The organism is Achromobacter mucicolens, from assembly GCF_029866465.1.
GTDB classification, from domain to species: domain Bacteria; phylum Pseudomonadota; class Gammaproteobacteria; order Burkholderiales; family Burkholderiaceae_B; genus Achromobacter; species Achromobacter mucicolens.
This window is the reverse complement of sequence record NZ_CP123364.1, coordinates 2,543,371-2,565,865: the sequence shown is the minus strand read 5'-3', so window position 1 is coordinate 2,565,865 and position 22,495 is coordinate 2,543,371. Positions and strand designations below refer to the sequence as shown.

Below are 22,495 nucleotides of genomic sequence, written 5' to 3'. Positions count from 1 at the left end.
CGCGGTAGAATCCGCAGCCATTACTACAACAACGGACTCCCTTTCCATGGCGATAACCGAACCTTCCCTGCCGTTTACCATTGCGCTCGTCGTGCTGGCCTACCTGATCGGCTCGGTGCCGTTCGCCGTGGTCGTCAGCAAGCTGATGGGCCTTCAGGACCCGCGCAGCTACGGGTCCAAGAACCCCGGCGCCACCAATGTGCTGCGCACCGGCAACAAGACCGCCGCCGCGCTGACGCTGCTGGGGGACGCCGCCAAGGGATGGTTTGCGATCTGGCTGGCTGAAAAGCTGGCGCCGGGCATCGGTCCCGTCGCCCTGGCCTGCGTGGCGCTGGCGGCCTTCATCGGCCACCTGTACCCCGTGTTCCTGGGGTTCAAGGGCGGCAAGGGCGTGGCCACCGCGCTGGGCGTGCTGGTGGCGATCCAGCCCTGGCTGGCCGTGGCTACCGCCGCGACCTGGCTGATCGTCGCCATTTTCTTCCGGTATTCGTCGCTGGCGTCGCTGGTCGCCGCGTTTTTTGCCCCGGTGTACTACGTGTTCGGGTCGGGCCTGGCCTGGCAGGCGCAGCCCGCGCTGGGCGTGGCCCTGGCGGTCATCGGCATCCTGCTCTTCTACCGCCATCGCGCCAACATCGCCCGCCTGATCCAGGGGACCGAAAGCCGCATTGGCAGCAAGAAGAAATAATTCCCCGAACGGGTATTGATAGAACGGGCGGCCTTGGCCGCCCGTTTCATTTCAGGCGATATCGGCCAGATCCCAGCGGGGCTTGACCGTGAAGCTGTGCGCGCTGGCGTCCAGCGTCGCCAATCCCGCCTTGACCCGCTCGGCCGCCGCGAAGGCGATCATCGCGCCGTTGTCGGTGCACAGCTCCAGGGGCGGAAAGTACGCGCGCGCCTTGAGCGGCTTGAGCGCGGCATCCAGCTTGGCGCGCAGGAGCTGGTTGGCCCCCACGCCGCCGGCCACCACCAGCCGCCGCAGGCCGGTCTGCTTCAAGGCGCGGATGGACTTGGCCGCCAGCACTTCCACGATGGCCGCCTGCGTGGCGGCCGCCAGGTCCGCGCGGGTCTGATCGTCCAGGCCGCCGTTCTGTTCGGCCGCCTTGACCCGGGTCAGGACGGCCGTTTTCAGACCGCTGAAACTGAAATCCAGGTCGCCGCTGTGCAGCATGGGCCGCGGCAGGTCAAAGCGCGACGCATCGCCGCTGGCGGCCAGCCGGGACAGCGCCGGCCCGCCCGGATACCCCAGGCCCATCAGCTTGGCGGATTTGTCGAAGGCCTCGCCAGCAGCGTCGTCCAGCGTTTCGCCCAGGAGTTCGTAGCGGCCCACCCCGTCCACCCGCATGAGCTGGGTATGCCCGCCAGACACCAGCAAGGCGATGAAGGGAAACTCGGGCCGGGGATCGGCCAGCATCGGCGACAGCAGATGGCCTTCGAGGTGATGGATGCCGATGGCCGGCAGGCCGCGGGACCAGGCGAACGCCTGCGCCACGCTCGCGCCGACCAGCAAGGCGCCAGCCAGGCCGGGGCCGGCCGTATAGGCCACCGCCCCGACATCGGACATCTGGATGCCCGCCTCTTCCAGCACCTGGCGGGTCAGCGGAATGACGCGCCGGATGTGGTCGCGCGAGGCAAGTTCCGGCACCACGCCCCCGTATTCCTGGTGCATGGCGATCTGGGTGTGCAGCGCGTGCGCGAGCAGGCCGCGTTCCGTACAGACGGCTGCGACGCCGGTTTCGTCGCAGGAGCTTTCAAAGCCGAGAATGATCATGGCGGCAGAGTTTACAACTGATGCGAAAATACGCCTGTTCTTGAATGGGACGGGGCATGCGCCTCCGCCCGACACAACCTGAAAATCCTGCAAAAACCCTGGGGACTCGAATGCTGGAGAAGCTATTCAAGCTGCGTGAGCACGGCACGACCGCAAGAACGGAAGTCGTTGCCGGCCTGACGACATTCCTGACGATGTCGTACATCATCTTCGTCAATCCGGACATCCTGTCCTCGACCGGCATGGACCGCGACGCCGTGTTCGTGGCCACGTGCCTGGCCGCCGCGCTGGGGTCGCTGGTGATGGCATTCATTGCCAACTGGCCGATCGGCATGGCGCCCGGCATGGGCCTGAACGCGTTTTTCGCCTTCACCGTGGTCAAGACCATGGGATACACCTGGGAGCAGGCGCTGGGCGCCGTGTTCATCTCGGGTGTCATCTTCCTTTTCCTGACGATATCCGGCATCCGGGTCTGGCTGGTCAAGGGCATCCCGCATTCGCTACGCAGCGCCATTGCCGCCGGCATCGGGTTGTTCCTGGCCATTATCGCGCTATCGAGCGCCGGGATCGTGGTCGCGCATCCAGCCACCAAGGTCACGCTGGGCAACCTCACGACGCACGGTCCGCTCTTTGCCATCCTGGGCTTTTTCGTGATCGCATCCCTGGACGCGCTGCGCGTGCGCGGCGCCATCCTGATCGGCATCATCGTCGTCACCGTGCTGTCGATGCTGCTGGGCTACAACGAGTTCAAGGGCATTTTCTCGGCGCCGCCCAGCCTGTCGCCCACGCTTTTCAAGCTCGACATCATGGGCGCCCTGCACTCCGGGTTCGTGCACGTGATCCTGGTGTTCGTGCTGGTCGAGGTGTTCGATGCGACCGGCACGCTGGTGGGCGTGGCCAAGCGCGCGGGCCTGGTGCCCGAAGACCGGCCCAACCGCCTGGGCCGTGCGCTGTTCGCGGACAGCACGGCCATCGTTGCCGGCTCGATGCTGGGCACCAGCAGCACCACGGCCTATGTCGAGAGCGCGTCCGGCGTGCAGGCCGGCGGCCGCACCGGCATGACCGCGCTGATCGTGGGCCTGCTGTTCCTGGCCGCGCTGTTCATCTCGCCGCTGGCGGGCGCCGTGCCGGCCTACGCCACCGCCCCCGCCCTGCTCTACGTCGCCGGGCTGATGATGCGCGAGCTCATCGACATCGACTGGAACGACGTCTGCGAGGCCACGCCGGCCGCGCTGACCGCGCTGGTCATGCCGTTCACGTATTCCATCGCCAACGGCATCGCCTTCGGTTTCATCAGCTACGTGGTGCTCAAGACCGCCACGGGTAAGATGCGCGACGTGCACCCGGCCACGTGGCTCGTGGCCGTGCTGTTCGTGATCCGCTACGCGTTCTTCCCGGAATAAGCGCAGTGGCTTGGCAAGGTGTCAGACACCCTGGCGGCGCCTTGCCAACCTGGCGGTCACGTCTGGCAGGGTGTCAGACACCTTGGGCAGGTGTCTGACACCTCATTGAGCAGTCCACACCGCCAATTCGTAGCCGTCCAGGTCTGTGAAATGGAAGCGGCTGCCGCCCGGAAAAGTGAATTCGTCGCGGCTGATGCGCCCGCCCGCGGTCAGAATGCGCTGCTGGATCGCGGCCAGATCGTCGCCGTACAGGATGACAAGCGGACCGCCGGGGCGCACCGCTTCGCCGGTCGTGAAGCCGCCCGTCAGACGGCCATCGGAAAACTCGGTGTAGGTGGGACCGTAATCCGTGAAGGTCCAGCCGAAGACGTCGCCATAAAAGCGCTTGCTGCGGGCAATGTCCGCGACGTTGAACTCGATGTTGTCGATCTGGTTGTGCTTGCCTCCTGCGCCCATCCGAGCCTCCTGTGTCCGTGTGGCATGCGACCCAAAACGCGGCCGAAAAGCCGCGTTTTTTCTTTGGCTATTGTAGGGATCGAAAAATTCAATCAACCCGGCCAAGGGCATGGTTGCTGGCAGGCGCCGTTGAATTCGCCGATACACTCCCCATGTAGATCAGCATATGGAGTTCATTTTGCGCCCTTCCCCCTTCCCCGCGCTGCACGCCTGTATTGACCCGGTAAAGGCGCCCGCATGAGCGCCCTGGCGAACGTCCCCTTTTCCGTGCTGGACCTGGCCCCGATTGTGCAGGGCCGCGATGCCGCGGACGCCTTCCGCAATACGGTCGCGCTGGCGCAGCATGTCGAGCAGCTGGGCTACAACCGCTTCTGGCTTGCCGAGCACCACAACATCAACGGCGTGGCCAGCAGCGCCACGGCCGTCCTGATCGGACACGTGGCCGGCCACACCCGCACGCTGCGCGTCGGTTCGGGCGGCGTCATGCTGCCCAACCACGCGCCGCTGATCATTGCCGAACAATTCGGCACGCTTGAAACCCTGTACCCCGGACGCATCGACCTGGGCCTGGGTCGTGCACCGGGCAGCGATGGCGCCACGCAGCAGGCGCTGCGCCGCAGCCCGCGCAGCGGCCTGGAGTTTCCCGCGCTGGTCGAGGAACTGCGCGCATACCTCGCGCCTTCGCGGCCCGGCCAGCCCGTGCGTGCGATTCCCGGCGAAGGCCTGGACATCCCGATCTGGTTGCTCGGGTCGAGCGACTTCAGCGCGCGCATGGCGGCCGAATTGGGCCTGCCCTTCTCGTTCGCGGGCCATTTCTCGCCGGAAGGCATGGCCGCGATGCGCTTGTACCGTCACTTGTTCAAGCCTTCCGAGACGCTGTCGCGCCCTTACGCCATGATCGGCGTGCCGGTCATTGCCGCGGAATCCGACGAAGCTGCCCGCTTCCAGTCCACCACGCAGCAATTGAAGTTCCTGTCGCTGGTGCGCGGCCATCGTCTGCAGTTGCAGCCGCCCGTCGAAACCATGGACGGCTTGTGGAACGAATGGGAGCGTGAAGCGGTCAATCAAAGATTGGGCGCTGCGATCGTGGGCGGCCCGGACACCGTCAAGCGCAAACTCGAAGCGCTGGTCGCGGAAACGCAAGCCGACGAGGTCATGATCGTGTCCGACTTCTACGACATCGCAGACCGCCTGCGCTCGTTCGAGATCGTGGCGTCGTTGAAAAACGGCGCGGGCGTCTCGACTCAATCCGCGGCCTGAGGGCCGCAACCGCGCTTTGCACAGCGCCAACCATTGCGACGCAGCCTTCACCGGTTCTACTATTGCCTATCAAGCACCTGGCAACTACGCGTCGCCGCAATACGCCGGGACGGAAACCCGGCGTTTTCAGCCACTGCTTTTCGCCGCCCCGCGGCAAGGATTCCACATGAGTATTGTTGAACTCACCAAAGACAGCTTCCAGGAAGCCATCACGCCCGACGGCACCCTGATCGTCGATTTCTGGGCGCCCTGGTGCGGCCCGTGCCGCGGCTTTGCCCCGGTCTTCGAACAGGCAGCCACCGAGCATCCGGACGTCACGTTCGCCAAGGTGAACACCGATGTGGAGCAGGAACTGGCCGGCGCGCTGGGCATCCGCTCGATTCCCACGCTGATGGTCTTCCGCGAAAAGGTTCTGCTGTTCTCGCAACCGGGTGCCTTGTCCGGCGGCCAGCTCAATGAGCTGCTCGCAAAGATCAAGGAAGTGGACATGGAAAAGGTCCATCAGGAAATCGCCGCGGCGCAAGACAGCCAGGACGCGTAAACACCAAGGGGCCCTCACCGGGCCCCTTCCTTTTGCACTAGGTCAGTGCAGCCCCACCGTTGCGCAAGCCGTGGCGCATCCCGGCCTGCGCCCACGCGCGCGGCCGGGCTAGGACACCACTTCCCACCCCGACCGGCCGCGCGTGATGTTTGCCGCGGTGACTTCCAGGTCCGGCACGGCCGCGCGCGGCACCGTGAACGTGAGCACGACGCCGTCGGCGTTGTAGTCTTCCTGCCCGATGGCGGCGCCTGCCTGCGCCAGCCGCGATTTCAGCAGCGCCATTTCCGCAAAGCCGCAGGCGCAGCGCACGGTCGCAAGATCGACGATCTCGGTGCGCTCTCCCAACCGCAGGCAATTGGCCGCGCATCCGCCGTAAGCCCGCACCAGTCCGCCCGCACCGAGCTTGATCCCGCCATACCAGCGGACCACCAGCACCGCGACACGATCCATGTCCTGGCCTTCGATGGCCTGCAGGATCGGCCGGCCGGCCGTGCCGCCGGGCTCGCCATCGTCATTGAAGCGGTATTCCTGTCCGATGCGGTACGCCCAGCAGTTGTGCGTGGCCTCGGGATCGCTATGCTCGGCAAAGAAGCGCATGGCGTCATCGATCGTGGCGACCGGCGCGGCATACGCGGCAAAGCGGCTTTTCTTGATGTCTTCCTGGTAGGTGCAGGGAGCGGTCAACGTGTGCGTCATGCCCGGCATTGTAAGTGCGCAGATCGCGTGGCCGCATGCCCGGGCGGGGTGGCCGAGCGCAGTGGCCACGAGGCCGCATCAGCCGTGGCAGTCGGGCACTTCCTGGTCCAGATAGACGTCGAAGGCGACGTCGCGCGCCCATTTCGTGGTCATGGCCTTCCACGCGCCGGCGCGGTCCCAGGCGCGCATCTCCTGGCCAAGCCAGGCGCGCGAGGCTTCGTCCCGCGCAGGCACAAGCCACACGCGCTCGTGGCGGGCGCCATCCGCGGCAAGCGTCGAGGAGAATTTCTTCCATTCCGGAAAGCGCATGAGGGGCTCCCACACGGCGTCGTCGACCAGGCCGATGTCGCACTCGCCTTCGCGCACGGCAACGAGCGCGTCCGACGGCACGCGATAGGTCTTGACCGTCGCGCCCCAGCTTTGCGCCAGGGCTTGGGCCTGCGTGGCCGCCTCGGCCATGCACACGCTGCGGCCCTGCACGTCGGCGGGCTTGCGCAGCCGCGTGTCGCTGCGGATCACCGCCTTGGGCCGTGCGGCATAGCCGGTGGCTTGCACCGCGACGGTCTGCGGCTGTCCGTCGGCATTGTCGGCCAGCACCAGATCCACGTCGCCGGCGGCGAGCGCGCGGGCGGCGTCGCGCGCCGGCACCTGCACCAGGCGCACGGGCAGTTTCAGGCTTGCGCCCAGCCTTTCGGTGATGGCCGCATCCAGGCCTTCCGGCGTGCGGATCTTGGCGCCCGCGGCGGGTGGCGGAGCCAGGTACGGCACGCCCACGACCAGTTCGCCGCGCGTGCTGGCCGCCGCGAAGACATTGGACTGCACCGCGGGCTGAGCTTGCGCCAAGCCCGCGGCCAGCAGGCCGGCGGCAAGGACGAATGGGCGGATGCAGGACAACATGACGGGCTTTGCGACCTTACACGTACTGGTAACGCAGCAGGCGATGCTTGAGGTTTTCAAGCACGAACTGGTCGATCAGGGCGGCCAGCACGGCGATGACGAGGATATTGGTCATGACCCCGGTCATGTCGGCGATTTCGCCCGAATACGCCAGCGACCGTCCCAGCCCCTTGCCGAAGCCGATCAGCATTTCAGCCGAGATCAGCGCCCGCCAGGCATTGCCGAACGCCAGTTGCGCGCCGGTGATGAGCTCGGGCATGACCGCGGGCAGATACACCCGCTTGATCAGCCCCCAGCGGGTCGCGCCCATGACGCGCGCTGCCGACACGTGCACGCGCTGCACGGATTCGGTCGCGTTCATCACGCTGAGCGCGGCCGGGAAAAACGCCGCCAGCGCCACGACCACGATGATGGGCGTATTGCCAAAGCCCATCACGATGAGAAACAGCGGCACCCACGCGATGGACGGAATCGACTGCAGGATGACGATGGCGCTGCGCAGGACTTCGCGAAAGAAGAACAGCACGGCTGCCACGAGGCCGAAGCCGACACCGGCGGCCAGGGCCAGCCCGTAACCCGCGCCCAGGCGTCCCAGTGTGCCCAGGAGGCTTTGGTGGAACGACTGCTTGCCCAGGTCTTCGAACAGACGTTCGACCACGGCGGGCACGCCGGGCATCAGGAAGTCGGGCAGCGCGAAGGCCGCCAATTGCCAGATGGCCAGAATGAACAGGACGCCCAAAACGCCCGCAAGATGCTTGCGGGCGCCGGTCACTCGGGTAGACGCGCTCAAAGCTTGCGAGCCTCTTGCCAGGACAGGTCGACGATGCTGGAGACGTCGTACGGCTTGCCGTCGCGCGTCTTGAGCGATCCCTGGGCTTGCAGGATGTCAGCGATTTCCTGCATGCGCGCCGTGTCTTTCTCGGTCAGCTTGGGCGTGAACACCTGCGTGCTGATGGCTTCGGAAATGACCGTTTCGCGCGGCAGCTCGCCACGGTTCAGCGTCTTGAGCGTGGGCTCGGCAATGAAGTAGGACGCGATCAGCTTGGACGCCTGCGCGGGTTCCTTTTGCAGCAGCGTGATGGCCTGGTTCTGCGCGTCCAGCGCCTTCCAGACGTCGTCCTTGCGCTTGGCCAGCGTTTCGCCCGACGTGATCACGACCATGCACGGGAACGGCCACGCCTCGCCCACTTCATAGATCTGCTTGACCGGCGCGATCAGCTGCGCAATGCGGTCGTAGGGTTCGAACAGGAAGGCGGCGTCCACGCGCTTGCCCACCAGCGACTGCACAGCCACGGCCGGGCTCACGCCCATGACGTTGACGTCGTCGGCCGTCAGGTTGCCCGACTTGAGCACGACGCCCTTGAGCACCACGTCAGCGGTGCTGCCTTCGGCCTGCGAGGCCAGCGTCTTGCCCTTCAGGCCGGCGATGTCCTTGATGCCCGAATCGTCGCGCACGATCAGCGAGTGATAGCCCTGCTGCGCGCCGCCCACCACCTTCAGGTCCGCGCCCTTGGACGCCCACGCAACCGCGTTGGTAAAGCCCAGCACGCCGATGTCGAGCTGGCCGCCGACGATGGCCTTGATGAGGTCGGTGCCCGATTTGAATTCGATGAGTTCGGAATCCAGGCCGGCCTTTTTGTAATAGCCGCCCTCTTGCGCGACGATGGCCTGCGCGTCATCCATCACGCGCAGGTAACCCACGCGGAACTTCTCGGCGGCCATCGCGGGGGCAGCCGCCAGCAGCGCCGCGGCCAGCGGCAGGGACAACCATTGCTTCAGTTTCATCAGGAGCTCCAGGAAATTCAGGAAGCGGCCGCGCCCGGGCGTGGCCGCAGGGTATTGGTATGAAGGATCAAGCCGCCAGCGCGATGTCCGAGTGCGCGTCCGCGCCACCGACCCCGATGCCCAAGAGGCGCAGGATCTCGCGCTTTTCAGCGGCCAGGTCGGACAGGTCGTGCGTCTTGGCGCGATGTGCCAGGTTGAATTCGCGCAGCACCCGCGCCGGGCGCGGGCTGAAGACGACGATGCGGTCGGCCAGGAACAAGGCCTCGTCGACGTCGTGGGTCACCAGCAGCACGGTGGGCTTTTCCTGCGCGATGAGCTGGCGCAGCACGTCCTGCAGGGCCAGGCGGGTCAGCGCGTCCAGCGCGCCGAAGGGTTCATCCATCAGCATGGTCTGCGGCTGCGCGATGAACGCGCGGGCCAGCGCGGCGCGCTGGCGCATGCCGCCGGACACCTGATGGGGATAGTAGTGTTCGAAGCCCGCCAGGCTGACGCGCGCCAGCCATTCGCGCGCCGCCTCGCGGGCGCGCTTCTTGGGCGTGTTCTGGAATTCCAGCGCCAGCGACACGTTGTCTTCCAGGGTCAGCCAGGGATAGAGGGCGTGTTCCTGGAACACCAGCGTGCGGCTGGGATGGGGACCGGCGACCTTGTTGCCGTCGGCCCGCACGCTGCCCTGCGTGGGCATTTCCAGCCCTGCCGCCAGATGCAGCAAGGTGGACTTGCCGCAGCCGGACGGGCCGACCAGCGCGACCAGCTCGCCGGTCTTGAATTCACTGGTGAAGCCGTCGACGACAGGCAAGTCGCCGAACTGCTTGTGGACGTTGTCGAAAATAAGGTTCATGGACGAATCGTCAGGGCGCGAGAAAACGAGCCTCAAATCTAACAATTCGTTATATGAATCCAAACGATCAATATCGAATGTCTTAACTTCTTCTAGTAATAAAGATCACGCTGACGAGGCCGTCGCCTGTCCACGCGTGGCGGCCCGCTGCAATCCGAACGCAATCAGCAAGCCCATCGTGACCGACAGGGAGGCCGCCAGGAAAATCGCCGGATAGCCGAATCCGCTGGAGATGTAGCCGGCGATGGGACCGGTCACGCCCAAGGCGAGATCCAGGAAGGCCGAATAGGCGCCCAGCGCGGCGCCGCGGCTGCCGGCCGGCACGCGCGCCACGGCTTCGACGCCGATGGCCGGAAACACCAGCGCAAAGCCGCTGCCGGTAAGCGCGGCGCCCAGCAGCGCCATGCCTGGGTTGGGCGCCAGCCACAGCAGCAACAGTCCGGCGGCCTCCACCACGAACGACACCTGCGCGACCCGGAAGCCGCCAAAACGGGTGATCGTGCCGGCAAACAGCAGCCGCACGCCGATGAATGCGCCGCCGAACGCGCTGAGCGCATTCGCGGCACCCTCCCAGGAGGCGCTGGCGTAATACAGCGCAACGAATGCCGCCAACGTGCCAAAACCCACCGACCCCAGGCCCAGCGCCATGCCGTGCGGAAACACCCGCAGCACCACGCTCTTGAAGGCCATCCGGTGGCCGCCCACGATGGCCACGGCAGGACGCACCATGGCCAGGCCCAGACCCGCCAACCCCAGCAGCAGCACCGCGCCGCCCAGCGCGCCCATGCTCCAGTGCTTTTCAAGCTGCACGCCCAGCGGCGCGCCGAGCGCCAGCGCACCATAGGTGGCGATGCCATTCCACGAAATGACGCGCGCCGTGTGCAGCGGCCCTACCCGCGCAATGGCCCAGGTGGCCGAACCGGTGCCCACCCAGCTCTCGCCGAAGCCCAGCGCCAGACGGCTCAGGATGATGGCCGCCAGACTCAGCCAGGCGGTGCGCTCGAAGGCATAAGCAAGCAGCAGGAAGACGCCACTGATCGCGCAGGCGACCATGCCGATGACGACGGTCTGCTTGGGGCCGACCATGTCGGCCATCCGGCCGGCGTGCGAGCGGCTGAGCAAGGTCGCCACGTACTGCACGCTGATCGCCAGGCCCGCCAGCACGGAGCCATAGCCCAGGTTGCCGTGCACGTAGCCCGGCAGCACGGCCAGCGGCAGGCCGATGGCCAGATAGCAGATGAAGGTGAAGAAGGCGATGGCTACGATGCGGGCCGTCAGGGTGAACGTGCCGATCTGCGCGCCATCGGGCGCGGCATGCTGAGAGGGAGACATTTGGGGACAAAGGCAGGCCTGGCCGGACAGGCGCCAGGATCGGGGCGGATGATAGCGCAGCGCGGTTTGCTGACGGCTGAATGCGCGCACCGCGGCTGGCGCGCTGGGCCGCAGGCCAGAAGGCAGGCGGGCTCAAATGCAGAAGCGGCGCACGAGTCCGTGCGCCGCTTCAGGCGAACCGTCCGGGAATCAGGCCTCGATGCCGCGCGAGGACAGGTAGTCTTCGTAGCCGCCGCGGTAGTCGACGATCTCGCCCGAAGGCAGGATCTCGATCACGCGCGTGGCCAGGCCCGACACGAATTCGCGGTCATGCGACACGAACACCAGCGTGCCTTCGTACTTTTCCAGCGCGAACTGCAGCGATTCGATCGATTCCATGTCCAGGTGGTTGGTCGGCTCGTCGAGCAGCATGACGTTGTGCCGGCCAAGCATCAGGCGACCGAAGGTCATGCGGTTCTTTTCGCCGCCCGACAGCACCTTGGGCGCCTTGGGCAGGTCATCCGCCGAGAACAGCAGGCGGCCCAGCACCGAACGGATCGACTGGTCGTCGTCGCCCGGCTGGCGGTGGTCGCCCATCCAGTCCAGCAGGTTGATGTCGGTCTGCAGGAACTGGTCGGAAACGTCCTGGGCCATGTAGCCGAGGTCGGCATTGTCCGACCATTTGACCGTGCCCGAATCGGGCTGCAGGTCCTGCGCCAGCAGGCGCAGCAGCGTGGTCTTGCCCACGCCGTTGGCGCCGATGATTGCGATCTTCTCGCCGGCGTCGACCATGGCCGAGAACTTGGTGATGACCGGCGCGTCGTAGGCCTTGGTCAGGTTTTCGACGGTGACGGCCAGGCGGTGCATGACCTTGTTCTGCTCGAAGCGGATGTACGGATTCTGGCGCGACGAGGGCTTGACCACGACCTGGTCGGCCTTGATGCGGTCGATCTGCTTCAGGCGCGACGTGGCCTGGCGCGACTTGGACTTGTTGGCGGCAAAGCGGCGCACGAAGTCCTGCAATTCAGCGACGCGTTCCTTGGCCTTGGCGTTGTTGGCGACCAGGCGTTCGCGGGCCTGGGTGGAGGCCAGCATGTAGTCGTCGTAGTTGCCGGCGTAGATGCGGATTTCACCGTAGTCCACGTCGGCCATGTGCGTGCACACCTGGTTCAGGAAGTGACGATCGTGGCTGATGATGATCATCGTGCTTTGGTAGCCGTTGAGCACGTTTTCCAGCCAGCGGATCGTGTTGATGTCCAGGTTGTTGGTGGGTTCGTCCAGCAGCAGGACGTCGGGGTTCGAGAACAGCGCCTGCGCCAGCAGCACGCGCAGCTTCCAGCCCGGCGCCACTTCGCGCATCGGCAGGTTGTGCTGGTCGACGGCGATTTCCAGGCCCAGCAGCAGTTCGCCTGCGCGGGCTTCGGCGGTGTAGCCGTCGTACTCGGCGAACTTGGCTTCCAGGTCGGCGGCGCGCATGTAGTCGTCTTCGGTCGCCTCCGGATTCGCGTAGATCGCGTCGCGCTCGGACATGGCCTGCCACATTTCGGTGTGGCCCATCATCACCACATCAAGCACCCGCACGTCTTCGAAGGCGAACTGGTCCTGGCGCAGCTTGCCCAGGCGCACGCCCGGTTCAAGCGCGACGTTGCCGCCGGAGGGTTCGAGATCGCCGCCGATGATCTTCATGAACGTAGACTTGCCGGACCCATTGGCCCCGATCAGCCCGTACCGGTTGCCTTCCCCGAACTTGACGCTGACGTTCTCGAAAAGGGGCTTGGGACCGAACTGGATGGTGAGATTGGCGGTGGATATCACGGTGTATGTACGTTTGAAGGCGCCCAAAGGCGCATGCGGGAAAACCTGCTAGTGTAGCAAACGTGATGCGGCCCCTATTTGAGACCTCGATTGCGACCGACGCCGGCCGCCGGAGCGCGCTTTAGTGATGGTGTTCGTCCAGCACCAGGTGCGCCAGGCCCTTCTCGGTGGCGATCCCGACCTTCTGGCCGATCGGCAGGGTGGCTTTGGTATCGACATGGCCGTACGGCAGGCCGGTAATCACCGGCACCTTGACCGTCCTGCGCAGCCAGGCCACGACCTCGTGCAGATCGTACCCCTTGTCGTGCGGGGCCAGCTTGTATTCCGTAAAACGTCCCAGCACGATCGCCTTCTGGCGCGCCAGGATGCCGGCCTGCCACAGCTGGATCAGCATGCGCTCGACGCGGTACGGATGCTCGGCCACGTCTTCAAGGAACAGGATGCCGCCGCGGATCTTCGGCATGTAGGGCGTGCCCAGCAGCGACGTCAGCATGGCCAGGTTGCCGCCCCACAGGATGCCGCGCGCGTCCACCGGGTCGGCGTCCTGTGTTTCGAAGCTGAGGATCTCAAGTTCGCCGCGCATCACCTCGCCGAACAGCGCCTCGGTCAGGTCGTCAACCTTCTTGCCGCCAAAGTCCCGGACCGCGGTGGCGCCGGTATAGCTGACCGCGCCGGTCTGCGCCAGCAGGCCCAGGTTGAACGCCGTGAAATCGCTCATGCCGACAAAACGCTTGCCGCTGTCGGCCATCGCCTTCCAGTCGATGGCGTGCAGCAGCCGGCCCAGGCCGTAGCCGCCGCGGGTCACCATGACGATCGGCAGCTTCTGCTTGACCGCGCGGGTCAGGCTGGCCAGACGCTGCGCATCCGTGCCCGCGAACCGCTGGTGTTCGGCCAGCGCCGTGCGGTCCAGCGCCGTCTTGAAGCCCTGCTGCTCCAGCCGTTCGCGCGCCAGCGTCACGGTGGCGGGATCGCGCACGGCGGAGGACGGGGAAATCAGGTAGATGCCGCGGGCGTCCGGCTGCGGGCCGTGATGGTGGTCGTGGTCGTGATCATGGCCGCATGCGTCGCCGCAGTCCGGGCCGTGGTCGTGCGGATGATCGTGGGCCGCGGGGACATCGGCCTTTGCGCGGCGCGCCTTGGTGGCGGGCTTGGCGGCAGGCTTGGCGGCTTTGGGGGTACTCATGCGATGGATTCCTTGGCGCGGCGTTCGCGGAAGAACCGGCGCAGCAGATCGCCGCAGGGTTCGGCCAGCACGCCGCCGGTGACTGAAGTGTGATGATTGAGCTTGGGCACGGACCCGACGTCCAGCACGCTGCCGCACGCGCCGGTCTTGGGATCGTAGGCGCCGAACACGACGCGGGCCAGGCGCGCGTGCAGCATGGCGCCGATGCACATGACGCAGGGCTCGAGCGTGACGTAGACGGTGATGCCGGGCAGCCGGTAGTTTTCAAGCTGGCGCGCGGCCCCGCGCAAGGCGACGATCTCGGCGTGCGCGGTCGGGTCGTGGTCGATGATGGTGCGGTTGTAGCCGCGCCCCAGGATGTCGCCCTGGGCGGAAACAACCAGCGCGCCCACTGGCACCTCGCCGATGTCGTACGCCGCCTGGGCCTGTTCCAGCGCCAGGGTCATGAATCGGGCGTCTTGCTCGGTCCAGGGCGGGACCACCGCGGGCGCGGCCAGCACGGCCGGGTCAGCCACGGTACACCCGCGATTTCAGCGCAATGCGGCCGGCCAGGCTGGTGACGGCCTCTTCGAGCCACTGATAGAGCTCGGCCTGCTCGTCGTAGCGGGCCTGGTTCAGGTTGGACACGCGCCCTTCCTCGATGAAGCCCCAGGCGCGGCTGCGCTTGTCGCGGTGCTTGGGGTCCCAGACCCCGAAAGCGAAGCCGCCCGCGCGGCGGATCAGCGAAAAGCACGGGATGTCCGTGTAGCCATCGCCCACGAAGACCATCTGGTCGAACGGGATGCGCAGCCGGTCCTCGGGAATCTTGCGGTTGACCTCGAACGGCTTGTTGCGGAAATCGCGGCCGATGATGCCCTTCTGGATGTGGAAAAGGTAGCGGGTCTTGTCGGTGAAACTGACGACGCGCCGCGGGAACGCAATGCCGCCATCGTCGCCATAGACGAATTCCGAGGCCCAGATCTCGGTGAACTCATGCGCGATGGGCGTGGCGCGCACCACGTCGCCGATGCCGCTGGAAATCAGGTAGAACTCAAGCTGCACCTGCGGATGCTCGGCGCGCACCGCCGCGCGCAGCCGCTGGAACAGCGTGGATACGCCGTCGTGCAGATCGAGGCGCGCGCCCCAGTCTTTCAGGCGCTGCTGCGTGATGAGCCCGTGCCGTCCCTGGCGGGACAGTTCGATCATCTTGTAGAGATAGGCGGGGACGGGATCCCAATCTTGCTGGAACAGCAAGGGATCGACCTCTTCCTTCCAGAACGAGGCCGTGTCCACGCCGATGCTGTCCAGGAAGCCGGACGTGCTGTCCGAAGCCAGCGTGTCGTCGAAGTCGAAAATCAGGGCGATGACGTCGGACATGAATATGCGTGAGAAAAGGCGACAGCCGCCATTTTGCCTGATTGCGGCAGCGGCTGCGCCCTCACGCCATGCCCGATATGACGCCGGCGACTTACTGGCGGATCGGTGCGCTCATGGTTCCCGTGCCCGGCGCGGGGGCCATGCCGGGGGCCGGCGCCATGCCCGGAGCGGGAGCCATGCCGGGTGCGGGTGCCATGCCAGGGGCCGGGGCCATCCCCGGTGCGGTGCCGGCGGGCACTTGAATCACGGTTTCGCGCAGCACGCCGCCGCCCTGGACGCTACCGCGCACATTGCTGGGCGAGGTCATCTGGGTGACGCAACTCTGGCGCTGGGCTTCCGGCAGGCGGCTGCAGCGGGCCAGCATGTTCTGCTGAAGTTGTTCAGGGCTGTCGTCCCGCAGATTCTGGCGGTTGCGCTCCTGGCGCGCCGCGCCAGCTTCGCGCAGGCAGGTATCCAGCGGTTGGCCGGTCGTGCCGCTCTTGCAAGCCGCGACGTCCTGCTGGTAGCGCGACTGCGACGAGTCGGCATTGCCGGATTGCGCGTGCGCGGCGCCGGCGGCAAGCATCAGTCCGGTCGTGCACAGCATGGCGGCGAGGCGCTTCGTAGGCAGGGAAACAGAAGTCATGGTCAGCTCCTTTAGAAGAGATTGAACCCGGGCGGCTCGGTCTTGCGCCGCGCCGCCCACTGACATCACTATCCCATGCCCTGGCCATGGGGGACATAACCAGCGACGTGAATTCGTAAGGTTACGTTTCAACGCCAATCGGGGTCGCGCCCCAAATTTAGCGCGCGTCTTTGTCCGCCTCGGCCTTGGTGAGGCGGTTGCGATAGGTCGCGGCGCGCATCAGCAGCATTGCCGTGACGGGCGAGGACACAATCAACAGCAACGTGATGATGACCTCGTGAAACACGGGCCGCGCCGACAGCGCCGAGAAGACGAGGATGGAAGACGCCAGCACGCAGGCGCAACCCATCGTGTTGCCCAGCGTGGGCGCATGAATACGCGACTGGAACGTGCGAAAGCGCAGCAGGCCGGCCGAGCCGGTCACCGCCAGCAGGCCCCCCAGCACCAGCAGGATGCAGGCCGGAATGCCGGCCCACAGCGGGATATCGACGTCCATCATGGCTCGATGACCTCGCCGCGCAGGAGAAAGCGCGCCATTGCGGTGGAGCCCACGAAACCGAACAGCGCGATCAGCAGCGCAATGTCGAAGTACACGGACGTGCCGGACCGGATGCCAAACACCAGCATCGTCAGCATGCCGTTGATGTACAGCGTGTCCAGGGCCAGGACGCGGTCCTGGGCGGTGGGGCCTCGCAACAGGCGGATGGTGGCAAACACCATGCCCAGCGCAAAGCAAAGCAAGGCAAAGGATGCCGCCCAATAAAGTACGGAATTCATTCGAACATCTCCATCAACGGGCGCTCGTAGCGCTGCTGCACCAGCTCGATCCACTCGTCTTCGTTCTGCAGGTCGAGCACGTGCAGTTTCAGGCTGTGGTCCTCGGTCAGGTCCACCCAGACGGTGCCGGGCGTATAGGTGACGATGCAGGCCAGCATCGCCAGACCATGCGGATCGCGCATGGTGAGCGGGATCAGGATGAACCCGGGTGAGAATTCATTGCGGCGCGGATTCAGGATCAGCCGCGCCACCGCGATGTTGGACTTGATGATGTCCAGCGTCACACGCAGGAAAAGCGGTATCACCTTCCAGAGGCGGCGCGGGCGCGCCCGCAGCGGTCGCAGGCGCGAGGCGGCCCACGTGAACCACAGCGCCAGCGCGATGCCCAGCGCGATCTGCCCCGCGGACATGCTTTCGTTGAGCACCAGCCACAGGACAAACAGCAGCGTGGGAAGGATCAGGAAGTAAAGACGGCGCATCAGCTTCCTCCCTTGACGCCGCGCACGGTCTGCGCGGACATGACGGCGTCGATGTAGGACGCGGGCTGGTCAAGCGAACGGGCCGCGTCGTCCAGGTAGGCGGACACTGGACCGGCGCCCGCGGCCAGGGCCACGCAAAGCAACACCAGCGCCGCGACCGGACCCGCCTCGATCACGCGAAGGCGCGGCGTGCTGCGGTCGTCGCTGGCCCAGAAAATACGGATGCCGGTGCGGCCCAGGCCGATCAGGCCAGCCAGACCCGACACCAGCACGGCCGCCACGAGAATCCAGGCGTCCATGGGCGGCGCCGATTCGGTGGCCGCCGAGACGGCCGCCGACAACAGCGAGAACTTCGCGACAAAGCCGGACAGCGGCGGCAAGCCGGTCACCAGCAAGGCGCACGAAATGAAGGCCAAGCCCAGGAACGCCATCGCGGCGGGGATCGCCACACCGACTACGTCGTCCGATCGGTTCACAGAGGTCGGATCATCCAGATCGAAGGCGTCGAGCGTAACCGCAAGCACGTTCGCGCCGAAGCTGCGGGTGCGTTCGATCAGTTCGGCCAAGAGGAAGAACGCGCCCGTCGTCAGCACCGAACTGATCAGGTAGAACAGCGCGGGACCGGTGAGCGTGACGCCCGGCATGCCCAGCGCGGTCAGCAGCGTGCCGGCCGACACGATGACGCAGTAGCCGACCATTTTTTCCAGTTGCTGGGTGGCCAGCAGCCCCAGGGCGCCGAACAGCAGCGTGGCCAGTCCGGCAGCAAACATCCAGTCCAGGCTGAAGGCGGCAGGCGCGCCCGTGGGCAACAGCAGCGAGCCGATGCGCAGCAAGGCGTAGATGCCGACCTTGGTCATGATGGAGAACATGGCCGCGATGGGTGCGCCAGCCGACCCATAGCCCTTGACCAGCCAGAAGTTGAGCGGCCAGGCCCCCGCCTTCACGAGGAACGCCACGCCCAGGATGGCGGCGCCCGCTTCGAACAGCATGCGCTCGGCGCCCGTCAGATTGCCCGCGCGCAAGGCCAGGTCGGCCATGTTGAGCGTGCCCGTCACGCCGTAAATCAGCGCAATGCTGATGAGCAGCAGGAACGAAGCCACGAGATTCACGGCGATGTACTGCAGGCCGGCGCTGACGCGCGCCACGCCGGACCCATGCAGCAGCAAGCCGTACGACGCGGCCAGCAGCACCTCGAAGAACACGAACAGGTTGAACAGGTCGCCAGTCAGGAAGGCGCCATTCAGGCCCATCAGCAGGAACTGGAAGAGCGAGTGGAAATGCACGCCCGCGCGGTCCCACCGCGCCAGCGCGTAGACCAGTGTGGCCAGCCCCAGCACCGCCGTCAGCGTCAGCATGACTGCGGCCAGGCGGTCGACCACCAGCACGATGCCGAACGGCGCCGGCCAATCGCCCACGAGGTAAACCCCTACCCCGTTTTCCCAGACGCCGGGTACGCCCCCGCCAGCCACGAACAACAGGGAAATCGCGGCCGCCAATTGGGCAAGCGTCGACACAAGCGCGATGCCGCCGCGCGCATAGCGGTTGGTGTCGGCGAGCAGCAGCATCGCCGCGCCCGCGACCAGCGGAATGATGATGGGCAGAACCGGAAGATGTTGAAGCCAGAAACTCAAGATTGGGACTCCCGTCCATCAACGTGGTCGGTACCCGTAAGGCCCCGTGAGGCGAGCAGCACAACCAGGAACAGCGCGGTGGTGGCAAAGCCGATGACGATGGCGGTCAGCACCAGCGCCTGCGGCAGCGGATCCGCATACCAGGAAGGATCATGCGCCATGGCGGGATCCACCACCGGCGGCTTGCCGGAGGTGAGCCGGCCCATGCCGAAGATGAAAAGGTTGACCGCATAGGAGACCAGAGACAGGCCCATGATGAACTGGAACGTCCGGGGCCGCAGCAGCAGCCACACGCCCGAGCCCGCCAGCACGCCGATCGCGGCTGCGTATATCAATTCCATCAGGCTTCTCCTGTTTGAGCGGCGGCCGCCTGGAGTTCGGCGGCGGCCTTGCGTTGCGCGCGCAGCGATTGGTGGGCAAGCGCCACCAGCACCAGCACGGTGGATCCCACGACCAGCATGTAGACACCCAGGTCGAACAGCAGCACGCTGGACACGTGGACATGGCCGATCAACGGCAGCGCGACGTCCCAGGCCAGCGCGGCGAGGAACGGCTTGTAGGCCAGCCACGCGCTCACGGCGGCGATGCCGGCGGACAGCAGCCCGATGCCGATCCAGTTCTGGGGATTCAGGCGGCTGCGGGATTCGACCCAGTACACCCCGCCCACCATGTACTGCAGGATGACGGAGGTGGCGAAGATGAGGCCGCCGACGAAGCCGCCACCCGGCTGGTTGTGGCCGCGCAAGAGGAAGTACACGGAAATCAGCGCGGCAACCGGCAGCAACAGGCGCACCAGCACGGCCGGCACCATCATCGAGCCGGCGGGCACCACCGACTTGATGTCGGGCGCATCGGGGATGCCGCCGTCCTGGTCCATCTGCTGGCGCGGAATGTCCGCGCTCTCGGCGGCCGGGCGGAACCGGCGCAGCAGCGCGTAGACGGTCAGCGCCACGATGCCCAGCACCGTGATTTCGCCAAACGTATCGAAACCGCGGAAGTCCACGAGGATCACGTTGACCACATTGGTGCCGCCGCCGTCGGGCAGCGCCCGGTCCACGAAGTAGGACGAAATGGGATTGGTCTGGGGCCGCGCCAGCACCGAATAGGCCAGTGCCGACATGCCCGAGCCGGCCGCCACCGCCAGCAGCAGGTCGCGCAGGCGGCGCCCGCGCGCCATCAGCGTGGCCTTCAGACTTTCTTCGTCGTCCTGCACGATGCGCCGCGGCAGCCAGCGCAGACCCAGGAGCAGCAACACCAGCGTCACGACTTCGACGGACAACTGGGTCAGAGCCAGATCGGGCGCCGAGAACCAGACAAAGGTCAGGCAGGTGATGAGCCCTGCCCCGCCGGCCAGCGCCAGCGAGGCCAGGCGGTGGTATTTGGCCTGGAACGCGGCGGCCAGCGCGCACGTGCCGCCCACGATCCACAGCAATGCGAAAACCGGGTCGACGGGCGTCAGGCGCACGGCGCCGTCCAGCCAGCCGCCCGCGCGCAGCGGCAGCCACGCAACGAACAGCGTGCCGACCACGATCAGCACCATCTGCACCTGCAGGCGCGTGGACGACACCCAGCGCAAGAGCCACGCGGCGGCAACGCTGGAACCGTCCAGCAGCGCCTCGAACGTGCGGCGGCCGTCCAGGCGGTAGATGAACGGCACGCGGCCCGGATTGGCGCGCTGATGGGCACGCAGGGCCAGGTACAGCAGCACGCCCGCTGTGGTGGCGACCAGGCTCATGGCGAGCGGCAGATTGAAGCCATGCCAGACGGCCAGGCTGTAATCGGGCATGTTTTCGCCCAGGATGCTTTGCGCAGCGGTGGCCAGGAACGGGCCCACGGTCAGGCTGGGGACGATGCCGACCAGCAGGCACATGAGGACCAGCAGCGCGCTGGGCAGCAGCATCCAGCGCGGCGGTTCGTGCGGTTCGCGCGGCAGGTCGGTGGCTGGCGGGCCGAAGAACACCTGCAGGATGAAGCGCAGCGAGTACGCCACGCTGAACGCGCCGGCAATCGTGGCCAAGAGCGGCAGGCCAAGCTGCACGTAGCGGTCGGCGCTGACGAAGGTGGTCTCGGCAAAAAACATTTCCTTGGACAGGAAGCCGTTCAGCAGCGGCACGCCCGCCATCGAGGCGGCGGCCACCATCGCCAGCGTGGCGGTGATGGGCATCGCCTTGTACAGACCGGACAGCCTGCCCAGGTCGCGGGTGCCGGTTTCGTGGTCGACCACGCCCGCCGCCATGAAGAGCGACGCCTTGAACGTGGCGTGGTTGATCATGTGGAAGATGGCCGCCACCAGCGCCAGGGTGCTGTTCAGGCCCAGCAGCAGCGTGATGAGGCCCAGGTGGCTGATCGTGGAATAGGCCAGCACCCCTTTCATGTCCTGCTGGAAAATGGCTGCGTAAGCGCCCAGCACCAGGGTGATGAGCCCAAGGCCGCCGATGATCCAGAACCATTCGTCCGTGCCCGACAGCACGGGCCAGAAGCGCGCCAGCAGGAAGACGCCCGCCTTGACCATTGTTGCCGAATGCAGGTAGGCCGACACCGGCGTGGGCGCGGCCATGGCGTTGGGCAGCCAGAAATGGAACGGGAACTGCGCGCTCTTGGTCAGCGCGCCCAGCGCCACCAGCACCAGCACGGCCGGATACCAGGGGTCGGCTCGGACCAGGTCGCCCGACGCCAGGACGCGGTCCATGTCGTAGCTGCCGACGATGTGGCCCAGGATCAGCACCCCGGCCAGCAGACAGAGCCCGCCCGCCCCGGTGACCGTCAGCGCCATGCGGGCGCCCCGGCGCGCGTCCAGGCGGTGGTGCCAGTAGGCGATCAGCATGAAGGACGCCAGGCTGGTCATTTCCCAGAACAGCACGAGCTGGATCAGGTTGCCCGAGAGCACCACGCCCAGCATGGCGGCCATGAAGGCTTGAAAGAAGGAAAAGAAACGCGGCACCGGGTCTTCGGGCGACATGTAGTAGCGCGCATACAACACCACCAGCGCGCCCATGCCGGAGACGATCAGCGCGAACAGCCAGGCGTAGCCGTCCATGCGCAGGGTGAATTGCAGTCCGAGGGCGGGCGCCCAAGGAATGTCGGCCCGTATGACGCCGCCGTGGGCGACGTCGGGATACAGGGACGCGATCAGAACCACGCAGACGAGGGCGATGAGGCCAGCCAGCCACGCCTCGGCGTTGCGGGCGTTGGAAGGCAGCAGCGCGGCGCACAGGCTGCCGGCGAACGGCAGAGCGAGGATCAGGATCAGCGACATGGCGTTCCGAAAATGTCCGGGCCCCCTCCCGCCAGCGCAAGGCAGCGAGAGACGAAACAGACCGGGGATTGAAAAACGGACGGAACCCTGGCCCGGTGCGCCGCTGCGCTACACGTTGCCCCGTGGGGACATCAACCAACGCCAATTGAACGGCGCAGACAGAAACAAACGCAATAGCTTTCTTGCAAGACCGGGCAAGAATCTCAGCCGAAAAATATCAGATTCTTGTAAGTTATGCAGAGATTTATGTGAGTAATCAGCTAATGACAGCATGATGACTGCGCAGCGTTTGCGCACTGAAAGCGTATCGAAAGGCGTTCAACTGGCTGTCAGACACACTTTTTCCTTTAACTTCCGCCATCTTCGCGGAAATGGAAAGCGTCTGAAAATTTTTGCCTTTCATCATGACAGGGACAAT

The 22,495-nt window shown here is 66.1% G+C and carries 23 protein-coding genes; 4 read left to right on the top strand and 19 right to left on the bottom strand.

The annotated features are described in order from the left end of the window. The first annotated feature begins 46 nt into the window (after positions 1-46). The gene (gene plsY, locus QEP15_RS11755; protein WP_280148800.1) at positions 47-685 is read left to right on the top strand and encodes a glycerol-3-phosphate 1-O-acyltransferase PlsY; all 639 of its coding nucleotides are present in this window, start codon (positions 47-49) and stop codon (positions 683-685) included. 51 nt (positions 686-736) lie between these two features. Here the strand turns inward: plsY and tsaD are convergent, their stop codons facing one another. Next, positions 737-1,768 carry a tRNA (adenosine(37)-N6)-threonylcarbamoyltransferase complex transferase subunit TsaD gene (gene tsaD / locus QEP15_RS11750; RefSeq protein WP_056317357.1) on the bottom strand — a complete coding sequence of 344 codons (1,032 nt, stop codon included), beginning with the start codon at positions 1,766-1,768 and terminating at the stop codon, positions 737-739. Positions 1,769-1,878: 110 nt separating this feature from the next. Here tsaD and QEP15_RS11745 point away from each other — a divergent pair, with 110 nt between their 5' ends. Further along, the gene (locus tag QEP15_RS11745) at positions 1,879-3,171 is read left to right on the top strand and encodes an NCS2 family permease (RefSeq protein ID WP_175155407.1); all 1,293 of its coding nucleotides are present in this window, start codon (positions 1,879-1,881) and stop codon (positions 3,169-3,171) included. A gap of 102 nt (positions 3,172-3,273) precedes the next feature. Here QEP15_RS11745 and QEP15_RS11740 read toward each other — a convergent pair whose 3' ends face one another. Continuing rightward, a complete protein-coding gene (locus tag QEP15_RS11740) occupies positions 3,274-3,627 on the bottom strand; it encodes a VOC family protein (protein WP_280148799.1) in 354 nt (117 codons plus the stop codon). A gap of 237 nt (positions 3,628-3,864) precedes the next feature. On the opposite strand from QEP15_RS11740, the gene QEP15_RS11735 reads away from it, so the two are divergent. Next, positions 3,865-4,887: an LLM class flavin-dependent oxidoreductase gene (locus QEP15_RS11735; protein WP_142055441.1), complete on the top strand. Its 1,023-nt coding sequence runs from the start codon at positions 3,865-3,867 to the stop codon at positions 4,885-4,887. 166 nt (positions 4,888-5,053) lie between these two features. Then, positions 5,054-5,428: a thioredoxin family protein gene (locus tag QEP15_RS11730; protein ID WP_006388150.1), complete on the top strand. Its 375-nt coding sequence runs from the start codon at positions 5,054-5,056 to the stop codon at positions 5,426-5,428. Between the two features lie 108 nt (positions 5,429-5,536). Here QEP15_RS11730 and QEP15_RS11725 read toward each other — a convergent pair whose 3' ends face one another. The 17 genes from QEP15_RS11725 to QEP15_RS11645 all read right to left on the bottom strand — a co-directional run bounded on the left by QEP15_RS11725 (position 5,537) and on the right by QEP15_RS11645 (position 22,077). After that, entirely contained in the window at positions 5,537-6,124 is a 588-nt protein-coding gene (locus tag QEP15_RS11725) for an IMPACT family protein (RefSeq protein WP_056318721.1), read from the bottom strand. A 78-nt stretch (positions 6,125-6,202) separates the two neighbouring features. Then, positions 6,203-7,021 carry a transporter substrate-binding domain-containing protein gene (locus QEP15_RS11720; RefSeq protein WP_152384336.1) on the bottom strand — a complete coding sequence of 273 codons (819 nt, stop codon included), beginning with the start codon at positions 7,019-7,021 and terminating at the stop codon, positions 6,203-6,205. Positions 7,022-7,037: 16 nt separating this feature from the next. After that, entirely contained in the window at positions 7,038-7,811 is a 774-nt protein-coding gene (locus tag QEP15_RS11715) for an ABC transporter permease (protein ID WP_056317341.1), read from the bottom strand. After that, positions 7,808-8,806 carry an ABC transporter substrate-binding protein gene (locus QEP15_RS11710; RefSeq protein WP_056317339.1) on the bottom strand — a complete coding sequence of 333 codons (999 nt, stop codon included), beginning with the start codon at positions 8,804-8,806 and terminating at the stop codon, positions 7,808-7,810. Before QEP15_RS11710 ends, QEP15_RS11715 begins: the two co-directional genes overlap by 4 nt. A gap of 67 nt (positions 8,807-8,873) precedes the next feature. Further along, positions 8,874-9,644 carry an ABC transporter ATP-binding protein gene (locus tag QEP15_RS11705; RefSeq protein WP_180099374.1) on the bottom strand — a complete coding sequence of 257 codons (771 nt, stop codon included), beginning with the start codon at positions 9,642-9,644 and terminating at the stop codon, positions 8,874-8,876. Positions 9,645-9,749: 105 nt separating this feature from the next. Beyond that, positions 9,750-10,976, bottom strand: coding sequence for an MFS transporter (locus QEP15_RS11700; protein WP_280148798.1), 1,227 nt, complete (start codon positions 10,974-10,976; stop codon positions 9,750-9,752). 189 nt (positions 10,977-11,165) lie between these two features. Beyond that, positions 11,166-12,770: an ABC-F family ATPase gene (locus tag QEP15_RS11695; protein ID WP_056318719.1), complete on the bottom strand. Its 1,605-nt coding sequence runs from the start codon at positions 12,768-12,770 to the stop codon at positions 11,166-11,168. A gap of 121 nt (positions 12,771-12,891) precedes the next feature. Next, positions 12,892-13,953, bottom strand: coding sequence for an LD-carboxypeptidase (locus tag QEP15_RS11690; RefSeq protein ID WP_175155403.1), 1,062 nt, complete (start codon positions 13,951-13,953; stop codon positions 12,892-12,894). Continuing rightward, positions 13,950-14,399 carry a tRNA adenosine(34) deaminase TadA gene (gene tadA, locus QEP15_RS11685; RefSeq protein ID WP_062841205.1) on the bottom strand — a complete coding sequence of 150 codons (450 nt, stop codon included), beginning with the start codon at positions 14,397-14,399 and terminating at the stop codon, positions 13,950-13,952. Before tadA ends, QEP15_RS11690 begins: the two co-directional genes overlap by 4 nt. Positions 14,400-14,460: 61 nt before the next feature. After that, positions 14,461-15,309: an HAD family hydrolase gene (locus tag QEP15_RS11680; protein WP_056317330.1), complete on the bottom strand. Its 849-nt coding sequence runs from the start codon at positions 15,307-15,309 to the stop codon at positions 14,461-14,463. A 91-nt stretch (positions 15,310-15,400) separates the two neighbouring features. Next, entirely contained in the window at positions 15,401-15,934 is a 534-nt protein-coding gene (locus QEP15_RS11675; protein ID WP_152384333.1) for a hypothetical protein, read from the bottom strand. Positions 15,935-16,091: 157 nt separating this feature from the next. Continuing rightward, a complete protein-coding gene (gene mnhG / locus QEP15_RS11670) occupies positions 16,092-16,433 on the bottom strand; it encodes a monovalent cation/H(+) antiporter subunit G (protein ID WP_056317327.1) in 342 nt (113 codons plus the stop codon). After that, positions 16,430-16,711, bottom strand: a complete 282-nt coding sequence (locus QEP15_RS11665) for a K+/H+ antiporter subunit F (RefSeq protein WP_056317324.1) — start codon at positions 16,709-16,711, stop codon at positions 16,430-16,432. The genes mnhG and QEP15_RS11665 overlap by 4 nt, the downstream gene beginning before the upstream one ends. Then, positions 16,708-17,190 (bottom strand): Na+/H+ antiporter subunit E, encoded by a 483-nt coding sequence (locus QEP15_RS11660; RefSeq protein WP_179689030.1) that lies wholly within the window; start codon positions 17,188-17,190, stop codon positions 16,708-16,710. Before QEP15_RS11660 ends, QEP15_RS11665 begins: the two co-directional genes overlap by 4 nt. Next, a complete protein-coding gene (locus QEP15_RS11655) occupies positions 17,190-18,821 on the bottom strand; it encodes a monovalent cation/H+ antiporter subunit D (RefSeq protein ID WP_175155402.1) in 1,632 nt (543 codons plus the stop codon). Before QEP15_RS11655 ends, QEP15_RS11660 begins: the two co-directional genes overlap by 1 nt. Beyond that, positions 18,818-19,162, bottom strand: coding sequence for a Na+/H+ antiporter subunit C (locus QEP15_RS11650; protein ID WP_056317316.1), 345 nt, complete (start codon positions 19,160-19,162; stop codon positions 18,818-18,820). Before QEP15_RS11650 ends, QEP15_RS11655 begins: the two co-directional genes overlap by 4 nt. Beyond that, a complete protein-coding gene (locus QEP15_RS11645) occupies positions 19,162-22,077 on the bottom strand; it encodes a monovalent cation/H+ antiporter subunit A (protein ID WP_152384330.1) in 2,916 nt (971 codons plus the stop codon). Before QEP15_RS11645 ends, QEP15_RS11650 begins: the two co-directional genes overlap by 1 nt. Between the last annotated feature and the right edge of the window lie 418 nt (positions 22,078-22,495).

Bases quoted from the DNA above. Each gene is read 5' to 3' on its own strand.
- plsY (WP_280148800.1), top strand. From the start codon at position 47: ATGGCGATAACCGAACCTTCCCTGCCGTTTACCATTGCGCTCGTCGTG.
- tsaD (WP_056317357.1), bottom strand. From the start codon at position 1,768: ATGATCATTCTCGGCTTTGAAAGCTCCTGCGACGAAACCGGCGTCGCA.
- QEP15_RS11745 (WP_175155407.1), top strand. From the start codon at position 1,879: ATGCTGGAGAAGCTATTCAAGCTGCGTGAGCACGGCACGACCGCAAGA.
- QEP15_RS11740 (WP_280148799.1), bottom strand. From the start codon at position 3,627: ATGGGCGCAGGAGGCAAGCACAACCAGATCGACAACATCGAGTTCAAC.
- QEP15_RS11735 (WP_142055441.1), top strand. From the start codon at position 3,865: ATGAGCGCCCTGGCGAACGTCCCCTTTTCCGTGCTGGACCTGGCCCCG.
- QEP15_RS11730 (WP_006388150.1), top strand. From the start codon at position 5,054: ATGAGTATTGTTGAACTCACCAAAGACAGCTTCCAGGAAGCCATCACG.
- QEP15_RS11725 (WP_056318721.1), bottom strand. From the start codon at position 6,124: ATGACGCACACGTTGACCGCTCCCTGCACCTACCAGGAAGACATCAAG.
- QEP15_RS11720 (WP_152384336.1), bottom strand. From the start codon at position 7,021: ATGTTGTCCTGCATCCGCCCATTCGTCCTTGCCGCCGGCCTGCTGGCC.
- QEP15_RS11710 (WP_056317339.1), bottom strand. From the start codon at position 8,806: ATGAAACTGAAGCAATGGTTGTCCCTGCCGCTGGCCGCGGCGCTGCTG.
- QEP15_RS11705 (WP_180099374.1), bottom strand. From the start codon at position 9,644: ATGAACCTTATTTTCGACAACGTCCACAAGCAGTTCGGCGACTTGCCT.
- QEP15_RS11700 (WP_280148798.1), bottom strand. From the start codon at position 10,976: ATGTCTCCCTCTCAGCATGCCGCGCCCGATGGCGCGCAGATCGGCACG.
- QEP15_RS11690 (WP_175155403.1), bottom strand. From the start codon at position 13,953: ATGAGTACCCCCAAAGCCGCCAAGCCTGCCGCCAAGCCCGCCACCAAG.
- tadA (WP_062841205.1), bottom strand. From the start codon at position 14,399: ATGACCCTGGCGCTGGAACAGGCCCAGGCGGCGTACGACATCGGCGAG.
- QEP15_RS11680 (WP_056317330.1), bottom strand. From the start codon at position 15,309: ATGTCCGACGTCATCGCCCTGATTTTCGACTTCGACGACACGCTGGCT.
- QEP15_RS11675 (WP_152384333.1), bottom strand. From the start codon at position 15,934: ATGACTTCTGTTTCCCTGCCTACGAAGCGCCTCGCCGCCATGCTGTGC.
- mnhG (WP_056317327.1), bottom strand. From the start codon at position 16,433: ATGATGGACGTCGATATCCCGCTGTGGGCCGGCATTCCGGCCTGCATC.
- QEP15_RS11665 (WP_056317324.1), bottom strand. From the start codon at position 16,711: ATGAATTCCGTACTTTATTGGGCGGCATCCTTTGCCTTGCTTTGCTTT.
- QEP15_RS11660 (WP_179689030.1), bottom strand. From the start codon at position 17,190: ATGCGCCGTCTTTACTTCCTGATCCTTCCCACGCTGCTGTTTGTCCTG.
- QEP15_RS11650 (WP_056317316.1), bottom strand. From the start codon at position 19,162: ATGGAATTGATATACGCAGCCGCGATCGGCGTGCTGGCGGGCTCGGGC.
- QEP15_RS11645 (WP_152384330.1), bottom strand. From the start codon at position 22,077: ATGTCGCTGATCCTGATCCTCGCTCTGCCGTTCGCCGGCAGCCTGTGC.